This window comes from Myxococcus stipitatus DSM 14675 (assembly GCF_000331735.1).
GTDB lineage: Bacteria > Myxococcota > Myxococcia > Myxococcales > Myxococcaceae > Myxococcus > Myxococcus stipitatus.
In genome coordinates this window covers 4,185,977-4,203,223 of the sequence record NC_020126.1, presented here as the reverse complement: position 1 = coordinate 4,203,223, position 17,247 = coordinate 4,185,977, and the positions used below count along the sequence as shown (strand labels likewise).

The 17,247-nt window shown below is 69.4% G+C and carries 10 protein-coding genes; 4 read left to right on the top strand and 6 right to left on the bottom strand.

All coding sequences use genetic code 11. The features are described 5' to 3' along the window. Positions 1-161 precede the first annotated feature (161 nt). Positions 162-3,722: an endopeptidase gene (locus tag MYSTI_RS16525; RefSeq protein ID WP_420811514.1), complete on the top strand. Its 3,561-nt coding sequence runs from the start codon at positions 162-164 to the stop codon at positions 3,720-3,722. A 138-nt stretch (positions 3,723-3,860) separates the two neighbouring features. Here MYSTI_RS16525 and MYSTI_RS16520 read toward each other — a convergent pair whose 3' ends face one another. Beyond that, positions 3,861-5,015 (bottom strand): AI-2E family transporter, encoded by a 1,155-nt coding sequence (locus tag MYSTI_RS16520; RefSeq protein ID WP_015348916.1) that lies wholly within the window; start codon positions 5,013-5,015, stop codon positions 3,861-3,863. A 195-nt stretch (positions 5,016-5,210) separates the two neighbouring features. On the opposite strand from MYSTI_RS16520, the gene MYSTI_RS16515 reads away from it, so the two are divergent. Continuing rightward, positions 5,211-5,591: a hypothetical protein gene (locus MYSTI_RS16515; RefSeq protein WP_233278295.1), complete on the top strand. Its 381-nt coding sequence runs from the start codon at positions 5,211-5,213 to the stop codon at positions 5,589-5,591. Positions 5,592-5,657: 66 nt separating this feature from the next. Next, positions 5,658-6,074, top strand: a complete 417-nt coding sequence (locus tag MYSTI_RS16510) for a cupin domain-containing protein (RefSeq protein ID WP_015348914.1) — start codon at positions 5,658-5,660, stop codon at positions 6,072-6,074. Between the two features lie 7 nt (positions 6,075-6,081). On the opposite strand, the gene MYSTI_RS16505 is transcribed toward MYSTI_RS16510, so the two are convergent. From MYSTI_RS16505 to MYSTI_RS40785, 3 genes are read right to left on the bottom strand one after another with little or no spacing between them, the layout of a single operon-like run. Next, positions 6,082-8,652, bottom strand: a complete 2,571-nt coding sequence (locus MYSTI_RS16505; protein WP_015348913.1) for a polynucleotide kinase-phosphatase — start codon at positions 8,650-8,652, stop codon at positions 6,082-6,084. Continuing rightward, positions 8,649-10,055: a 3' terminal RNA ribose 2'-O-methyltransferase Hen1 gene (locus MYSTI_RS16500; RefSeq protein ID WP_015348912.1), complete on the bottom strand. Its 1,407-nt coding sequence runs from the start codon at positions 10,053-10,055 to the stop codon at positions 8,649-8,651. The genes MYSTI_RS16505 and MYSTI_RS16500 overlap by 4 nt, the downstream gene beginning before the upstream one ends. Then, on the bottom strand, positions 10,056-11,003 hold the full coding sequence (locus MYSTI_RS40785) for a YxiH-YxzG fusion protein (RefSeq protein WP_015348911.1): 948 nt from the start codon (positions 11,001-11,003) through the stop codon (positions 10,056-10,058). 125 nt (positions 11,004-11,128) lie between these two features. Here MYSTI_RS40785 and MYSTI_RS16490 point away from each other — a divergent pair, with 125 nt between their 5' ends. After that, positions 11,129-12,418, top strand: coding sequence for a DmpA family aminopeptidase (locus MYSTI_RS16490; RefSeq protein ID WP_015348910.1), 1,290 nt, complete (start codon positions 11,129-11,131; stop codon positions 12,416-12,418). Between the two features lie 42 nt (positions 12,419-12,460). Here MYSTI_RS16490 and MYSTI_RS16485 read toward each other — a convergent pair whose 3' ends face one another. Next, positions 12,461-14,224: a DUF885 domain-containing protein gene (locus MYSTI_RS16485; protein WP_044283726.1), complete on the bottom strand. Its 1,764-nt coding sequence runs from the start codon at positions 14,222-14,224 to the stop codon at positions 12,461-12,463. Between the two features lie 35 nt (positions 14,225-14,259). Next, on the bottom strand, positions 14,260-17,211 hold the full coding sequence (locus MYSTI_RS16480) for a DEAD/DEAH box helicase (protein ID WP_015348908.1): 2,952 nt from the start codon (positions 17,209-17,211) through the stop codon (positions 14,260-14,262). Positions 17,212-17,247 lie beyond the last annotated feature (36 nt).

The following is a 17,247-nucleotide window of genomic DNA, read 5'->3' as shown; positions in this document are numbered from 1 at the left end:
GGTTCAAGCGACTAGCCGGGAATAGGGCATATTCATTTTTCTGCGGGGCACCAGTAAGCGTCTGCGGGCTCCGCTCCGGAGCCACCTCGGGTCCGTCCCTCGGGACCCCCCTAGAGGAGAAACGCATGCGCCACACCAAGGTGTTTGCAGCATGTTGTGCCTTGCTCCTGTCAGCACCGTCATGGGCCGTCCAACAGCCCGCAAAGGGCCAGAGCGCCATCGCAGACAAGGCGTTCTTCAAGCCGGAGTTCTACCTTCCCATCCAGAACACCCCCCTGGACCAGGCCGTACGCACCATGGCTCCCGGGGCGGCGGACGGATGGGATGAGTTCTTCGCCCGCAACGGGAAGGACTTCCGCGTCCACATCGACCCCCGCACCGGAACCCCGTCCGGCGTCGAGGGTCCCTACCCCCTCATCCCGGGCGACGGCTTCCGCAACCAGGTGTCCCTGGACGGCGTCCGTGAGTCCATTGGCCGCTCGGTGGCGAACGTGGACGAGAGCGTCATCGGCGACCTCGTCCTCAAGTTCGTCGCGGACAACGCCAAGGCGTTCAACGTGGATGTGATGCAGATGGGCTCGCCCCGCGTGACGAAGGTCACCGACCAGCTCTGGCACGTCCACATCCCGCAGCAGGTCAATGGCATCCCGGTGCGCCACGCGCGCATCGCGGCGGTCATCAGCCACGGCAACCTCATCCTCATCGGCACCGAGTCGTGGTCCAACGTGGCCATCGACACCCGCGCCGGCCTCTCGCCGATGGACGCCCTGTCCGCCGGCAACGGCTTCGTGGGGCTGAGCCCCAACCCGCAGCAGCTCTGGCAGCAGCCGTCGCTGGAGCTGGTCCCCACCGCTCCGGAGGGTGAGTCCTTCGCCGGCGCCGTGGGCACGGGCTACTCGCACGTGCTGGCGTACACCTACGGCATCCAGGACCCCGTCGGCCAGGAGCGCTGGAAGCTCACGGTCGACGCGAGCTCCGGTGAGACGCTCGCCATCGAGGACGACAACCACTACTTCGATGCGCAGATCTCGGGCGGCATCTACCCGTCCACCAACATCGGCACGTGCGTGGACAACACCGTGTGCGGCACGATGAAGCCCAACTCGCCCATGCCCTGGGCCAACACCGGCCTCGCCGCCCCGAACAACTTCACGGACGGCGCGGGCGTGTTCAACTTCAGCACCGGCACGGCCACCACCACGCTCTCCGGCAAGTACGTCCGCGTGAGCGATGGCTGCGGCGCCGTCAGCAACAGCTCCACCACGGGCAACATCGACCTGGGCGGCGTGAACAACACCCACGACTGCACGTCGATCGGCTCCGCGGGCAACACCCCCGCCTCGCGCTCCAGCTTCTACGAGCTGAACAAGCTGGCCGAGCAGGCCCGCGGCTACCTGCCGAACAACACCTGGCTGCAGAGCCAGCTGCTCTCCAACGTCAACATCCAGAGCACCTGCAACGCCTTCTGGAACGGCACCTCCGTCAACTTCTACCGGACGGGCGGCGGCTGCCGGAACACGGGTGAGATTGGCGCCGTGTTCGACCACGAGTGGGGTCACGGCCTGGATGACTTCGACACCAACGGCACGCTGTCCAACTCCTCCGAGGGCTACGCGGACATCGCCGCCATCTACCGCCTGCAGACCTCCTGCGTCGGCTACGGCTTCTTCGACGCCACCAACAGCCTGGGCTGCGGCACCACGCCGGACGGCACGGGCGCCAACCAGCAGGAGTCGCAGGTCTCCGGCTACTCGTGGTGCAACACCCGCTGCTCGGGTGTTCGCGACGCGGACTACGGCAAGGCGACGTACAAGACGCCCAGCATGCCGTCCGCCACGGCCGCTCCCCCGGCCACCCCGCAGAACTTCACGTGCACGATGTGCGGCAGCGGCTCCGGCCCCTGCAGCAAGCAGGTGCACTGCGCCGCCTCCCCCGCCCGCCAGGCCGCGTGGGACCTGGTCACCCGTGACCTGACCGCCGCGCCGTTCAACTACGACTCCAACACGGCGTACATCGTCGGCAACAAGGTCTTCTACCAGGGCAGCGGCAACATCGGTGCGTGGCACTCCTGCAACTGCTCGGGCGGCACGTCCGACGGCTGCGGCGCCACCAACGGCTACATGAGCTGGCTGGCCGCGGACGACGACAACGGCAACCTGGGTGACGGCACGCCGCACATGACGGCCATCCACGCCTCGTTCAACCGCCACAACATCGCATGTAACACCACCCCGCCCGTGAACTCCGGCTGTTCCGCCGGCCCCACGGCGGCGCCGACGCACACCGCGACCCCGGGTGATGGCCAGGTGGCCCTCAACTGGACGGCCTCGGCGGGCGCCAACCAGTACTGGGTGATGCGCACGGAAGGCATGGGCTGTGACTTCGGCAAGGCGAAGATCGCCACTGTCACGGGCACCACCTACACGGACACCGAGGTCGCCAACAACCGCGAGTACTGCTACTCCATCGTCCCGGCGTCCTCGAACGCGTGCTACGGCGCGGCGAGCACCTGCTCGTGCGCGAAGCCCGCGTGCACGCCTCCGGGCGTCGCGTCGCTGACCACGCCGGCCAACGGCGCGGTGGGCGCGGAGCTCGCCACGGCGCTCGACTGGGCGGATGTCTCCGGTGCCTCCACGTACGAGGTGCAGGTGGCCACGGACGCGGCCTTCACCAACGTGGTGGCCACGGCCAACTCGCTGACCACCAGCAACTGGACGGTGTCCCCGGCGCTGAACGTCAACGCCACGTACTACTGGCGCGTGCGCGCGGGTAACTCGTGCGGTGGCACGGGCAGCTACTCCTCCGCGTTCAGCTTCACCACGCGCGGCTGCGTGACGCTGGCGGCTCCCACGCTGTCCACTCCGGCGGACGGCGCCACGGGCATCGCGACGTCGGCTTCGCTCGACTGGTCCGACGTGCCGAGCGCCGCTCGCTACGTCGTCGAGGTCGCCACCGACGCGGCCTTCACCAACATCGTGCGCTCCAACAACGCGCTGACCACCAGCGCCTGGACGGTGTCGCCGGCCCTGAACAGCGCCACGCCGTACTACTGGCGCGCTCGCGCGGCCGACATCTGCAGCGAGGGCCCCAACAGCACCGCGCGCAGCTTCACCACCACCACGGTCTGCAGCCCGGTCCAGGCGACGTGGGACACCGCCCGCCAGGTCCCGACCTGCGGCAACGTCTGCGGCTGCGACACCGGTCCGACGATGGTCAACGGCCGCGGCACGCTCTCCGGCGGCGCCGAGCCCAACCAGCCCAACACCATCAACGACTCCTGCGCGGATGGCGTCTCCGGCACGTACCACTCGGACGAGAGCATTGACCGCGTGGTCATCAAGACCGTGGACCAGGGCCCGTTCGCCGCGGGCAAGCAGGTGACGGTGGAAGTCACCGTGTGGTGCTGGGGCACGACGGATGCCTTCGACCTCTACTACACCAGCAACGCGGCCACGCCCGCGTGGACCGCGCTGACCACGAACCAGGCCTGCACCACGGGCGGCGTGGCGCGGACCTTCACGCACACGTTCAACCTGGCCGCCACGGCTGGCACGCACGCCATCCGCCCGCAGTTCCGCTACGGCGGCACGGCGAGCTCCTGCACCTCCGGCAGCTACAACGACCGCGACGACATGGTGTTCACGGTCGGCGCGGCCGTCGCCGGCAAGGGCTCGGGCAAGTCCACCACCGCGCAGGGCCGCACGGCCCCCGCGAGCCGCTGACGTCCCCCCGCTCCTTCCCGCGCATCCGAGGCGGGCAGGAGTGGTGACGTCGCGTTGAGCTGAAGTCTCGAGGGCTCCCGGTCCACACGCCGGGGGCCCTCGTTGCGTTCAGGGGCCCCGCGCGCGAGGAGTGGCGCCTCAATGGGGCGTGTCGTGGGGCGCATCGTCCACGGGGCCCGCCAGCAGCAGCCCCTCCTCCACCGCGCCCTTGCCCACCTGCCTTCGCGCATGCTCGCGGCGGTGCGCGCGCCGCCAGCGCAGGTGACGCTCGCGGAGGACCTCCTGGAGCAGCACCTTGGCCGCGGCGGCCAGCGGCACGGCGATGACCGCGCCCATCAGCCCCGCGAGCATGCCGCCCGCGAGCACCACGATGGAGACCATCAGCGGGTTCATCCGGATGACCCGCCGCTGGACGATGGGGCCCAGCAGGTTCGCTTCAATCTGCTGGTACACCACGAAGATGACCAGCGCGATGACGGCGGCGCGCAGCCCCACGGTGGCCAGCGTGGTGAGGCTCACCAGCACGGCGCTGATGACGCTGCCGATGGTGGGGATGACGCCCAGCACCATCACCGCCAGCCCCAGCGCGAGGAAGAAGGGCACGCCCTGGATGAGCGCGACGACGGCGGCCACCGTTCCGCCGAAGGTCATCACCAGGAAGGTGCCCGCGATGTAGCTGCTCACCGCGGCGCGCATCCGGTCCACCAGGCCCCGGATGTGGTGACGCCGGCCGGGCTGCACCCACTGGAGCGCGCCCTCGTAGAGTTCATGCCCGAACAAGAGGCTGAACACCGTGAGCGCCACCGCGGTGATGCCCGCCGCCACCAGTCCCAGGGTGGATGACAGCACCGTGACGGCACGACCCGCCAGGTCCATGGGCTCGAAGCGCAGCAGCGCCTCCGGGCGGAAGTCCACGCCATACCGCTCGCTGATCTCCTGCGCCCAGCGCGTCTGGGAGAAGCGCTCCAGGAGGCCCGGCGTCGCCTGCACCAGCCCCTCTATCTGCTGGATGAGCGCGGGGACGAGCGTGCCCACCAACAGCCCCATCAATCCAAGAAGCAACAGCGCCACCACCGCCACGGCCAGCCCGCGCCGCAGACCCCAGCGCTGCAGCCGCTGCACCAGCGGGTTGAGCGCGAGCGACATCAACAGCACGACGGCCAACAGCGTCAGCAGCGGATAGAGCCTGCGCAGGATGAGCCAGCACACCACGAGCAACAGCACCTGCAGCCCCACGGCCCACACCGTGCGGGCTGGCACGTAGACGGGGAGCTGCCGGGGCGATTCCTTCATCCCGACAAGGTAGGGCGTGACTCGCCGCTTCGAGTTCGAGCCCGGCGCGTCGTGGAGTGAGCAGGCGGACGGGCTTTCTTCCCTTCGCTGACTCCACGAGGTGGGTGGCGACGAATGCATTCCAACCCATGAAACAGAGGCATTGGCGCCCCACCCTTCGGTGCGACGAGGGCGGGACACAACTGGGGCCGGGCCATGTCCGATAATCTTCAAGCAGACCTGGAATCGAGAGACCTCGAGGAGGGCGACGCGATGTGGATTGAAGCCATCGTCATGCCCCGGGAAGAGCGCCCCGCTCCCCGGAAGAGCGCACGCCAGGGGGGCAAGCGTGCGGCCTCATCACCGGTGAGCCGGACGGCGGTCCTGCGTCAGGCGGGGGAAGAGAGCCAGCGGTTTCGCGACTCCGTGCTGGGCTTCCTGCAGGCGCGCGAGCTGATGGGCGCGGTGCGGTGGGTGAGCGAGCCGGGGCTGTTTCCCCTGGTCACCCTGCACTGCACGCGAGGAGTGCTGGAGCAGCTGAGGCAGGAGCCTGGGTTCGAGGCGGGCCTCTCCGCGCCGCTGGAGCTGATGACCTGACGAGGACTGACGCTCGCCACGAGCATCCCTAGGTTTCTGGTGGATAGCCAGGGAGAGGGAAGCATCATGAGCGAGCTCACCATCAAGAAATTCTCCACACCCGACGAGCGTCGGCCCTTCGCCGGGCACGGGCACGCGGACATCCTCCAGTTCGAGGGGGACCACACCGTGGGCATGGCCGTCTTCGAGCCCGGCTGGCGCTGGTCTCAAGACGTCAAGCCCATCGCCGGCACGGACAGCTGCCAGGCCGCCCACTCCTGCTACGTCGTCAGCGGGCGGATGGTGGTGCGGATGGATGACGGCACCCAGCAGGAGATGGGCGCTGGGGATGTCGCCATCATTCCGCCCGGCCATGACGCGTGGGTCGTCGGCAACGAGCCCTGCGTCTGCGTGGACTTCGAGGGCATGGGCCAGTACGCGCAGCGCGCGGCGTCGGCGCGGCGGCCGGAGAGACCTTCGGAGCCAGCGCCGGGCCTGCACTGACCTCCAGCTAGAGCCGCGGGTCCACCGGCTCGCTCTCCAGCGCGAGGACGCCGAAGACACATTCGTGGACGCGGCGCAGGGGCTCCTTGCGCACGAAGCGCTCCAGGGCCTCGAGGCCCAGCGACAGCTCACGCAACGCGAGTGAGCGCTTCGTGGACACCCCACGCTGGCGCAGCCGCTCCAGGTGTTGGGGCGCGGTGTACTCGGGCCCGTAGATGATGCGCAGGTAGTCCTGTCCTCGGCACTTGATGGCCGGCTGGAGGAGTCCCCTCTTCCCGTGCACCACGTACGCACGAGGCTTCACCACCATGCCCTCGCCCCCGCGCGACGTCAGCGCCTCCCACCAGCGCACCGCGTCCGCCACGGCCTCCGCGTCGCTCAGCGACACCACGCGATAGGACGTCGCCACGAGGAAGGCCGGGTCCGCGCGACACACCTTCGCGAGCGCCTCCATGTGCCAGACATGGTCCTTGTCCACGTGCACCGCGCCTTCCGTCGCGAGCAGGTGGAAGGGCGCGAGCTTCACATCGTCGAGCGAGTTCACGGGCCAGCAGTAGCGGCGATACGCCGAGACATACCGCGCCACGCTGTCCGCCCGCTCCCGAAGCCTGTCCGTGAACGCGGAGACATCCAGCCCTCGCGCCGCCGCCTGGGCCATCACGGCCTGGACGTCCCCCACGGAAGCCTGTGCCGCCACCCCCACGGACGCGTACTGCTCTCGCACCAATTCCCGGGCCTTCAGCGACCAGGGCATCAGCTCACAGTCCAGGCAAGCCCAGTCCGTCTGGTGCTCGTCCCAGAATCCCGAGGACTCGAACGCCGCGCCCAGCCGGTCGAGGAACGCGCGCTCCAGGGCTTCGTCGTGGAAGAACCGCCGACCGGTGCGGGTGTAGCAGGCGCCTCGCTCGTCTCCCACGAGACCGAAGCGGCGGCGGGCCACGTCCGCGTCCCGGCACAGGACGACGACGGCGCGGGAGCCCATGTGCTTCTCCTCGCACACGATCTGCTCCACGCCCTCGCGCTGGTAGTAGCCGAACGCCTCCGTGGGGTGCTCCAGGTATCCCGGCAGTACGCTCGTCTCGGACGGAGACATCGTCGGAGGCAGGTAGATGAGCCACTTCGGGTGCAGCGCGAAGCGGCTCATGACCTCCAGCGCCGCCGTGGCGTTCTCCTCGCGAACGGTGATGTTCTTCATCCACCGCGTGGAGACGATGCGCTTGCCCGTGACGTCCGCCAGGTCCAGCACGTCGTCGTTCTGCTGCTGCGCGGTCAGCTCCCCGGCCACGGCCACCGCCGTGCTGCCCCCCAGCGGATTCTTGGGCTCGCAGTACATGCGGGCCGCGGGCACGGCGACGAGCTCCCGCTCCGGATAGCGCAGCGCCGTCAGCTTGCCGCCGTACACACAGCCGGTGTCCACGCAGAGCGTGTTGTTGAGCCACTCCGCCTCCATCACCGGCGTGTGCCCGTAGACCACCATCGCCTTGCCCCGGTACTCCGACGCCCAGTCGTGCCGCACCGGCAGCCCATACTCGTCCGTCTCGCCCGTCGTCTCGCCGTAGAGCGCGAAGTCGCGGACCTTCCCCGAGCCTCGCCCCTGCATGGATTCCTTGAGCCCCGCGTGCGCGACGACGAGCCGCCCTCCGTCCAGGACGAAGTGCGACACCAGCCCGTCGATGAACTTCGTCACCTGGGTGCTGAACTCCGGCGGCTCCCGCTCCAGTTGCTCCAGCGACTGCGCCAGGCCGTGGCTCACCTTGACGTCGGCGCCGCGCAGCTTGCGCATCAGCTTGACCTCATGGTTGCCGGGCACACACAGCGCGGTGCCCGCCTCCACCATCCCCATCACCAGCTTGAGCACCCCCACGACGCCGGGGCCTCGGTCCACCAGGTCGCCCAGGAACACCGCCTTGCGCCCCTCCGGAGGACACACCTCGAAGCCTCCGGTGCCATCCTCCCGGCGCGACACCTGATAGCCCAGCCGCGTCAGGAGGAGGACCAGCTCGTCCAGGCAGCCGTGGATGTCTCCGATGATGTCGAACGGGCCCGACTCCTGCTTGCGGTTGTTCCACAGCGGCTGGCGCTCGATGACCAGGCCCTCGAGCTGCTCGGGCTTCAGGATGTGGACATGGCGGAAGCCCTCGCGCTCCAAGCCTCTCAGCGACTGGCGGAGCTGCTGGAGCTGTTGGCGCACCACGCGTGCCCCGAACTGGCGCTCGGGTCGCTGCTGATTGCGCGCATGGCACATCGCCTCCGGCACATCGAGGACGATGACCACGGGCAGCACATGGAACTCGCGCGCCAGCGCCACCAGGGGCTTGCGCGCCTCCACCTGGGTGTTCGTCGCGTCGATGACCGTCAAGAGGCCCCGCGCCAGTCGCTTCGCGGCGATGAAGCGCAGCACCTCGAACGCATCGCGCGTCGCCTCCTGGTTGTTCTCGTCATCGGAGACCAGGCCCCGGCACGCATCGGATGAGACCACCTCCGTCGGCCGGAAGTGCGCACGCGCGAAGGTGGACTTTCCCGCTCCGGAGGGACCGACGAGCAGGACCAGGGACAACTCGGGGACAGAAATCTTCATCGCGTGAACACCGCCATCTGGGTCGGCGCGCCGACCTCTTCATCCACCGTTCCCACCGGAGCCACTCGCACCCGGTAGCCGAAGCGCTCCGCCTGCGTCCGCGCCCAGGACTCGAACTGCGCGCGCGTCCACTCGAAGCGGTGGTCGTCGTGACGGAAGCCCTCCTCGGTCAACCCGCCCGTGAAGCGGACGTTGTACTCGGCGTTGGGTGTCGTCAGGACCACGAGCCCCGGACGGGCCCACTCGAACAACGCGCGCTCGAACGCCGCCAGCCGGGGCGGGTCCAGGTGCTCCACCACCTCCACCACCGTCGCGGCGTCGTAACCGGACAGCCGCGCATCGCGGTACAGCAGCGAGCCGTGCAGGAGTTGGATGCGCTGACGTTGAAGCTCCGGCAGGCGCTCCAGTCGCAAGCGCTCGCTGGCGATCTCCAGTGAGCGGATGGAGACGTCCATGCCGGTGATTCGCGTGAAACCGCGCTCCTTGAGGAGCTCCCGCAGCAGCTTGCCCTCGCCGCACCCGACGTCCACGACGCTGGTGGCACCGTGCTCCATCAACACCGCGAGCACCGCGTCGCGCCGCTGCTCGTCCAGGCTCACGATGCGCGGAGGCGGCTCGGCCACCGCGTCTCGCAGAGGCACGCTCTCCGTCGGCTCCGTGGGGGCTTCTCCCTCCATCAGCCGGGACAGGGCTTCACGCGCGAGGCTGCTCTGGTTGCGCAGGTAGCGTCGGGCGATGACCTCGCGCTCCGGGTGCTCGGCCAACCACTGCCCGCCATGGCGCAGCAGCTTGTCGATCTCCGCCTCCTCCACCCAGTAGTGCTTGTCGTTGTCCAGCACGGGCATGAGCACGTACAGGTGGCTGAGCAGCGCCCCCAGCGGCTTGTCCGCCTCGAGCGTCACCGTGAAGTAGCGGCTGTCGCCCCACTCCGGAACCGTGGCGTCCAGGGGATGACGCTTCGCCGTGACGGTGTAGCCCAGGGGCTCGAAGAGGCGTCGCAGGAGTCCCTCGCCACCACGACAGGGCAGGACCGAGATGCGCGCCTGGAGTGGCAGAGGCCGCTGCGCCAACTCCGGCCGCTCACGGCTGCGTCCCGACAGCGCCGCGCCGAAGCAGCGCGCCAGGGCCACGCTCAGGAACGACGACGCGGCATAGGGACGGTCATTGACGTATTGCTCCAGCGTCTGGCTGCTCCCGGCGGACGGCTGTCGCGAGCGGACCAGGGCCACGGGGTCTACCTCCACCCAAAGCGCCGCCGTGCAGCGCTCCGCGGTGGCCTCTGGATAGAAGACGTGGGCCGTGCCGAAGGACAGCTCGACGGATTGAGGTCGGTGGGGGCTCTTGTGCAGCAGGTAGCCCAGGTCTGTCGCGGGAGCGGAGGTGGTCGAGAGTGTCAGGAGCATTCAGTGCCAGACCTTGGCCGAGGCCACGAGGGTGTCGAGGTCGATGCGGAAGGCGCGAGTCCCTTCCCCGCCGTACAGCCACGGTCCGCGCCCGCACATCCAGGTGGGCTGCCACCGATAGCCATCCGAGTCCACGAAAACGAAGCTGCCCGCCGGAGCCAGCTCCGACTTCCGACGGCCCTCCAACACGAAGAGCTCGAAGATGGAGCGCGCGGAGTAGGAGCCGCCAAACAAGACGTGGGTCGATCCCACCGCCAGTGCGTTGGCCCCCGCCACCGGTGTCCGCCACGTCGCGGGGCGACTCCCCGCGCGAAGGCGCACCAGCGGAAAGTCCGTGTAGAAGTACAGCCAGGTCTCCTCATCCGAGGCGACGTTGAGCGCGTAGCAGTCGATGATGATGTCCGTGCCCACCGCGCCCGCGTCGTACTCACTGAGGCGTTTGCCGCGTGAATCGAAGAGGACCAACCCGCTGCGGCCCATGGGTTCCTGTTCCGGATTCACCGCCGCCCAGCGACCGTTTCCCAAGACCCCTTCGTCGAAGTAGCTCACCCAGAGGCGGCCATCGGTGGTGGCTTGGACGTCTTGGATTCCGTCCCCCAAGGTGAGCTCGCGGCTCAGGACACCGTCGCGGGAATAGACCACCGCATTCCGGTCCGCGGGGGCTGCCTCCTCGCGGTACTCACAGCGGCCATCCACCAGCAGCAGTTCACCTCCGGGAAGCGGCTGCACGTAGTGGAACTTCCGCTGCCCCTCGGCAAGTCGAATGGACTCCGGTGGGGCGCCTGGCTTGGAGAAGCGCAGGACTTCGTGGCCGTCTTCATCCAGGGCCAGCATCCACAGGTCGAAATCCGGTCCAAGCCCGTGGGCCATCAGCTCGCGTCCCGCCAGCGCCTCCGAATAATCGACGAAGCACGGCACCTCGAGATGCGTCAACTCTCGCTCTGACATGGGTCTTTCTTTCGGGAAAGGCGCCAGGGCCAGCTTCGAGAACCGTGCTCCGGGGGCCTGTTTCGAGGCCGCTGACGCCGGGCCAGGAAGGCTCCTGACGCCCCGCCCGTGCTAGGAATCCCGCCATGCACACACATCATCGACACCTGCTGTCCAGCGTGGTGGCTTCGCTGTTGTTGCTGCCCATGCTCGCCAGCGCGCAGGCCGAGCGACCGAGAGCGCGCGCAAGGACCCTGGGCATCACCTTCGGAGGCGAGACGGGGCCGAACAACGCCATCACCGACGTGCCCGGTGTGGAAGTCGGCCACACGACGCTCATCTCCGGAGAGGGCCGCATCGAGCGCGGCAAGGGCCCCGTGCGCACTGGCGTCACGGCCGTGCTGCCCCGCGGCAAGAAGGGCGTCGCCGAGCCCGTGTTCGCCTCGAGCTATGCCCTCAACGGCAACGGCGAGATGACCGGCACCCACTGGATTCAGGAGGGCGGTCACCTCCAGGGGCCGGTGATGATCACCAACACCAACGACGTCGGCGCTGTGCGCGAGGCCGTCATCTCCTGGGCCCTGGAGAAGGACCTCGCCTGGGACCTGGGACTGCCCGTGGTCGCGGAGACGTGGGATGGGATGCTGCACGACATCTACGGCTTCCACGTCAAGCCGCCGCACGCCCTCCAGGCGCTGGAGTCAGCGAAGTCCGGCCCCGTCGCGGAAGGCTCCGTGGGCGGCGGCACGGGCATGGTGTGCCACGGCTTCAAGGGCGGAATCGGCACCGCGTCACGCAAGGTGTCGGTGGCCGCGGGCGGCTACACGTTGGGCGTGCTGGTGCAGTGCAACTACGGCTCGCGCCGCCTCTTCACCGTCGAGGGAGTCCCCGTCGGAGAGGAGCTGAAGGACGACATGCCGTGCTACCTCGGCACGAAGAAGCCGGACAGCCCGATGATGGACTGGGTCCCCGCTTGCGGCCCGGCGAGCAAGGCGGGCCCCGCGGCCAATCCGTTCGAGGGTGCGGGCTCCATCATCATCGTCGTCGGGACGGACGCGCCGCTGCTGCCACACCAACTCTCGCGCATCGCCCGCCGCGTCCCGCTGGCCATCGCGAAGATGGGCGGGCTGGGCGAGAACTACTCGGGAGACATCTTCCTCGCGTTCTCCACCCAGAGCATCCCGTCGCCCACCAAGACCGCCGTCGCGAGCGTGTCCTCCCTCCAGAACGAGCACCTCAACCCCCTCTTCGAGGCGACCGTGCAGGCCACGCAGGAGGCCATCCTCAACGCGATGCTCGCGTCCGACACCATGACGGGCGCGGACAGCATCCGCGTCTTCGGCCTGCCGCAGGACAAGCTGGTGAAGGTCATGAAGAAGCACGGCCGGCTCACGGCGCCCCCCAAGCCCCCTCCGGCTCGGAAGGCGCGGCCGTGAGCCTTCCCTGACGGGAGGAGACTCCCGCCGGGGAGGACGCTCCTACTTCCCGGCGGGCGCGTGTCCCGCCACCCACGCGTCGACCTTGCGCTCGAGCACGTCCAGCGGCAGCGAGCCCCCGAGCAGCACCACGTCGTGGAACTCCCGGACGTCGAAGCGCTCCCCCAGCGTCTGCTCCGCGCGCGTGCGCATCTCGCGAATCCGCAGCTGCCCCACCTTGTACGCGAGCGCCTGGCCCGGCCACGCGATGTAGCGGTCCACCTCGTTGGTGATGTCCAGCGCCTGCCGGGGTGCGTTCTCCATGAAGTAGTCGAGCGCCTGCTGACGCGTCCACCGCTTCACGTGCATGCCCGTGTCCACGACGAGCCGGACCGCGCGCCACATGTCATACGAGAGCTGACCGAACTTGTCGTAGGGGTCCGCGTAGAGCCCCAGCTCATCCCCCAGCGTCTCGCAGTACAGCGCCCAGCCCTCGCCGTACGCCACGTAGTACCCGTAGCGACGGAAGTCGGGCAGGTCCAGCTGCTCGGTGGCCAGCGACGTCTGGAGGTGGTGCCCGGGCACCGCCTCATGCAGCGTCAGCGGCACCATCTCCCAGCGCGGCCGCGTCTCCGGACGGTAGAGGTTCACCAGGTACGTGCCCGGCCGCGAGCCATCCGAGGACCCCGGGTAGTAGAAGCCCGTCGTCACATCCGGAGCCATGGCCTCCGGCGTGGGCTCCACCGCGTACGGCTGCCGAGGCAGCGTCTTGAACAAGCGCACCAGCAGCGGGTCGATCCGCTTCGACAGGGCCCGGTAGTGCAGGAGCAGCTCGTCGCCCGTGCGGTGGTAGAAGCGCGGGTCGGTCCGCACGAACTGGAAGAACTCCGCGAGCGAGCCCTGGAAGCCCGTCCGCTTCATGATGGCCTCCATCTCCCCGCGGATGCGCTTCACCTCCGACAAGCCCAGCGCGTGAATCTCCTCGGGCGTCAGCGGCGTGGTGGTGAACTTGCGCGCGAGGAAGGCATACAGCGCCTCGCCGTCCTCCAGCTGCCACACACCCACGGCCTCCGGCGCGGCGGGCAGGTACTCCTTCACGAGGAACTGGTGGAAGCGCCGCAGCGCGGGCAGCACCCCTTCCTGGACCGCCTTGCGCCCCGCCGCGGCCAGCCGCTGCTGGTCGGCCGAGGACAGCTTCGGGGGGAAGCGATGGAACGGCGTGTAGAAGCCACTCTTCGCCGGGTCCTCCACCAGCTGCTTCTCGAACTGCGGGGGAATCCGCTGGACGATGGCCTTGGGGTGCACCTTGTGCTGACGCACGCCCTCGCGCATCAGCGCGATGACCTGGTCCACGTAGGTCCCGAAGCCCTCCAGCCGGACAATCCAGTCCTCGTAGTCCTGCACCGTCTCGAAGCGCAGCGCGTCCGCGAGCTGATACGCCGTCTGCAAGCCCGGGGGCTGACGGATGCCCTCGGGGATGCCGCCCACCTGGTTCGTGGGGAACAGGTACCAGCCGAAGCCGTACTCCTCCACCCACGTCTCGTGCTCCTTCTGGAGCAGGTCCAGGTTGAGCCGGTCCTCGGCGGACAGCCGCGCGCGGTCCACCTTCTTCAGCTTCTCCAGCACCCCGCGCGAGTGCTGCTGGTCCGCCGCCAGCGCCGCGAGGCTCAGGTCATCCCAGCGCGTGTTCCAACGCCGGTCGCCCTGCACCGACGCATACGTGGGACTGCGCTCGAGCTGGTACCGCCAATCCTGCTCGATGAGGGTGCGCAGCGCCTTCGTGGCGGCGGCATCCGGCTTCTTCGCCTCGGCATCCGATGAGAGCATCAGGAGGAACCCCAGGGTGGTGAGCAGCAGCCACTTCACGAGAACAGTTCCAGCAGGTCTTCACGGGTGATGGCGGCGGCCCCGCCCGCCTCGCTCAGCGCGGCCTCCATCAGCGAGCGCTTCTTGTCCTGGAGTCCCAGGATGCGCTCCTCGACGGTGCCCTGCGACACCAGTCGGTAGACGTTGACCGGCCGCTCCTGGCCGATGCGGTGCGCGCGGTCCGCGGCCTGCGCCTCCACGGCCGGGTTCCACCACGGGTCCACCAGGAAGACGTGGTCCGCCGCCGTGAGGTTCAAGCCCGTGCCGCCCGCCTTCAGCGACATGAGCAGCACCGGAGGCCCGTCCTCCGCCTGGAAGCGGGACGTCACCTCGCCTCGGTTCTGCGTGGTGCCATCCAGCCGGTCGAAGGCGATGCCCTTCTGCTTCAGCGCCGGCTCGATGAGGTCCAGCAGCGACGTCCACTGCGAGAACACCAGCGCCTTGTGGCCCTCCGACACCGCGGTGTCGAGTGCGTCCACCAGCGTCTCCACCTTCGAGGAGCTGGTCGCCTTCTGGCCGGGCACGAGCGCCGGGTGGCACGCGGCCTGACGCAGCCGGAGCAGCGCCTCCAGGGCCTTGAGCATGCTGCCGCCCTCGTTCAGCAGCGCCACCACCTCCGTGCGCGTCGCCGCCATCACCGCGTCGTAGATGGAGCGCTCACGCTCATCCAGCGACACGTGCATCACCGACTCGATGCGCGGCGGGAGCTCGGGCGCCACGTCGCGCTTGAGCCTGCGCAGCACGAAGGGACGGATGCGCCGGCGCAGCTCGGCCGCGGCGCCCGCGTTGCCGTCCGAGATGGGCCGGGACACCTTGTCCTCGAACTGGCGACGGCCTCCGAGCAGGCCCGGGTTGGTGAAGTGCATCAAGCTCCACAGCTCGTCCAGGCGGTTCTCCAGCGGCGTGCCGCTGAGCGCCAGCCGGAAGCCCGCCTTGAGACCGAACGCGGAGCGCGCCACCTGGCTCTCGGGGTTCTTGATGGCCTGCGCCTCGTCCAGCACGAGCGTCGCCCAGTCCTTGGCGCCCAGCACCGCCGCGTCCAGGCGAAGAATCGAGTACGTGGTGAGCGTCACGTCGGCCGCCGGGTCCAGCGCGCGGCCCGGGCCGTGGTAGACGCAGACCTTCAGCGAGGGCCGGAAGCGCTTGAGCTCCGCCACCCAGTTGGGCAGCACGCTGGTGGGGCACACGACGAGCGAGCCCTTGCCCAACACGCAGATGGTCTGGAGCGTCTTTCCCAGACCCATGTCGTCCGCGAGGATGCCGCCCAGCCCCGCGCTCTTGAGGAAGCCCAGCCAGCTCACACCCGTCTGCTGATAGTGGCGCAGCGACGCGTTGAGGTCCTCCGGCAACACGGGAGGCGGAAGCTTCTCGAAGCCCTCCACCAGCGGGGCCAGCTTGTCCAGGCCCGGCGGAGGCGGCTGCTCCAGCGTCTCGCACAGCTGCGACAGTTGCGGCAGCGCGTGGTTCGCCACGCGGCCATCCGGCTGACGCGCCGCCAGCAGGTCCGCCACGCGCTGGCCATGCTTGTCCAACCACGCACGCGGCAGCGGCGCCCAGCCACCGCCCACGAGCGGCACCAATCCCAACCCCTCCGTCCACGCGCGCACCACCGCCGCGGCGTCCACCGAGCGGGCCTCGCCCTTGCCGCCCTCCACCTGGAACTCCAGCGTGAAGCTCACCTCGGGGACACCCTGCCCGTCTCCCGCGGACGCCACCGTGAGCGAGGGACGCAGGCGGACATCGGGGCTCACCACCGAGGCGCCATCTCCCGCCAGGTCTCCGCCCCACCGCCGCAGCCGATCCGCCCAGCGCACCATCTCCGGGCCCGCCACCGTCACGCGCCGGCCGGGCACCAGGTTCAGCTCCTCGCGCAGGTCGTGCACCAGCCGCTGCTCCAGCGCCTCGTCGCGCAGCGGCACCGCGCCGCGCAGGTACACCATGCGCCCGTTGTCGATGCGCACCGTCGGAGGCGCGCCGTACACCAGCGTCGGCAGCACCGACAGGCCCGCGTCCAGTTGGTTCAGCTCCAGGAGGATGCGCGGCTTGAGCTCGCGGTCGATGGCCGGCACGCGGCGCGTGCGCACATCGACGGGCATGCGCCGTCCCAGCTCGGGCAGCACCTTGGACGTCAGCTCGCCCATGTTCTCCACGCCGTAGTTGCGGACGATGGGGAGGTTCTGGAGCCACGGCCCCGTCATGCCCGTCTCACCCAACCGCGCGAGCGCATCCCCCACGCGGGCGACGCCCGGACTCACCACCTCCGAGACTCGCTCGTCGCGCATCACCGTCACCACGAACTGGCCGCCGCGCTCCTCCACGAGCGCACGCGGCACGACGACCTCATCCGGAATCGCGACGGGGCGGCCATCGAGCAGCACGTTGCGCGCCTGCACCAGCACCTTGAGCAGCGCGTCCAGCGTCTCCGGCGACAGCGCGCCGCGCGTGCGCCGCTGCTCCAGGATGCGGTCGGCCAGCAGGTCGGACTGCTCGACCTGGAGCGTCGCGGCCTGCGCGGGCTTGGCGATGTACGAGGCCAGGCTGCCGTCCAGCGCCTCTTCCCTGCCGTCCGCGTGAGCCAGCGTGCGCTTGAGCTGGAGGCCGTCCCCCGTGCGAGTGAAGTGGTACACCACGCGGGACCAGCGCGTGGCCGCCGTCTCCATGGGAGCGTCCTCCCGCTCCGCCTGCTGGAGCGAGATGGCGGCGGCGACCACGTGCTCGCACGGGTCCACGCGGCTGGGGCAGTCACACTCCCAAGCATCGTCGGCCGGATAGAGGGCCACCGTGAAGGGAACGGGCCGCCCCGCCGAGCGGACCCTCAACTCCAGCTCGCTGTCCGTCTTCGACTGGAGCACCACCGCCCCGGCCCGGGCGAGATTCACTCCGTTGGACCAGATTCCGGGGCGGGCTTCCTTCCGAACGGCTTCGAGCAGCTGGGCGAATGCGGACATGGGAGTGGGGACTCCCTACGCCCCCGGGGTGCGCGG

Bases quoted from the DNA above. Each gene is read 5' to 3' on its own strand.
- MYSTI_RS16520 (WP_015348916.1), bottom strand. From the start codon at position 5,015: ATGAAGGAATCGCCCCGGCAGCTCCCCGTCTACGTGCCAGCCCGCACG.
- MYSTI_RS16515 (WP_233278295.1), top strand. From the start codon at position 5,211: ATGTCCGATAATCTTCAAGCAGACCTGGAATCGAGAGACCTCGAGGAG.
- MYSTI_RS16510 (WP_015348914.1), top strand. From the start codon at position 5,658: ATGAGCGAGCTCACCATCAAGAAATTCTCCACACCCGACGAGCGTCGG.
- MYSTI_RS16505 (WP_015348913.1), bottom strand. From the start codon at position 8,652: ATGAAGATTTCTGTCCCCGAGTTGTCCCTGGTCCTGCTCGTCGGTCCC.
- MYSTI_RS16500 (WP_015348912.1), bottom strand. From the start codon at position 10,055: ATGCTCCTGACACTCTCGACCACCTCCGCTCCCGCGACAGACCTGGGC.
- MYSTI_RS40785 (WP_015348911.1), bottom strand. From the start codon at position 11,003: ATGTCAGAGCGAGAGTTGACGCATCTCGAGGTGCCGTGCTTCGTCGAT.
- MYSTI_RS16490 (WP_015348910.1), top strand. From the start codon at position 11,129: ATGCACACACATCATCGACACCTGCTGTCCAGCGTGGTGGCTTCGCTG.
- MYSTI_RS16485 (WP_044283726.1), bottom strand. From the start codon at position 14,224: ATGCTCTCATCGGATGCCGAGGCGAAGAAGCCGGATGCCGCCGCCACG.
- MYSTI_RS16480 (WP_015348908.1), bottom strand. From the start codon at position 17,211: ATGTCCGCATTCGCCCAGCTGCTCGAAGCCGTTCGGAAGGAAGCCCGC.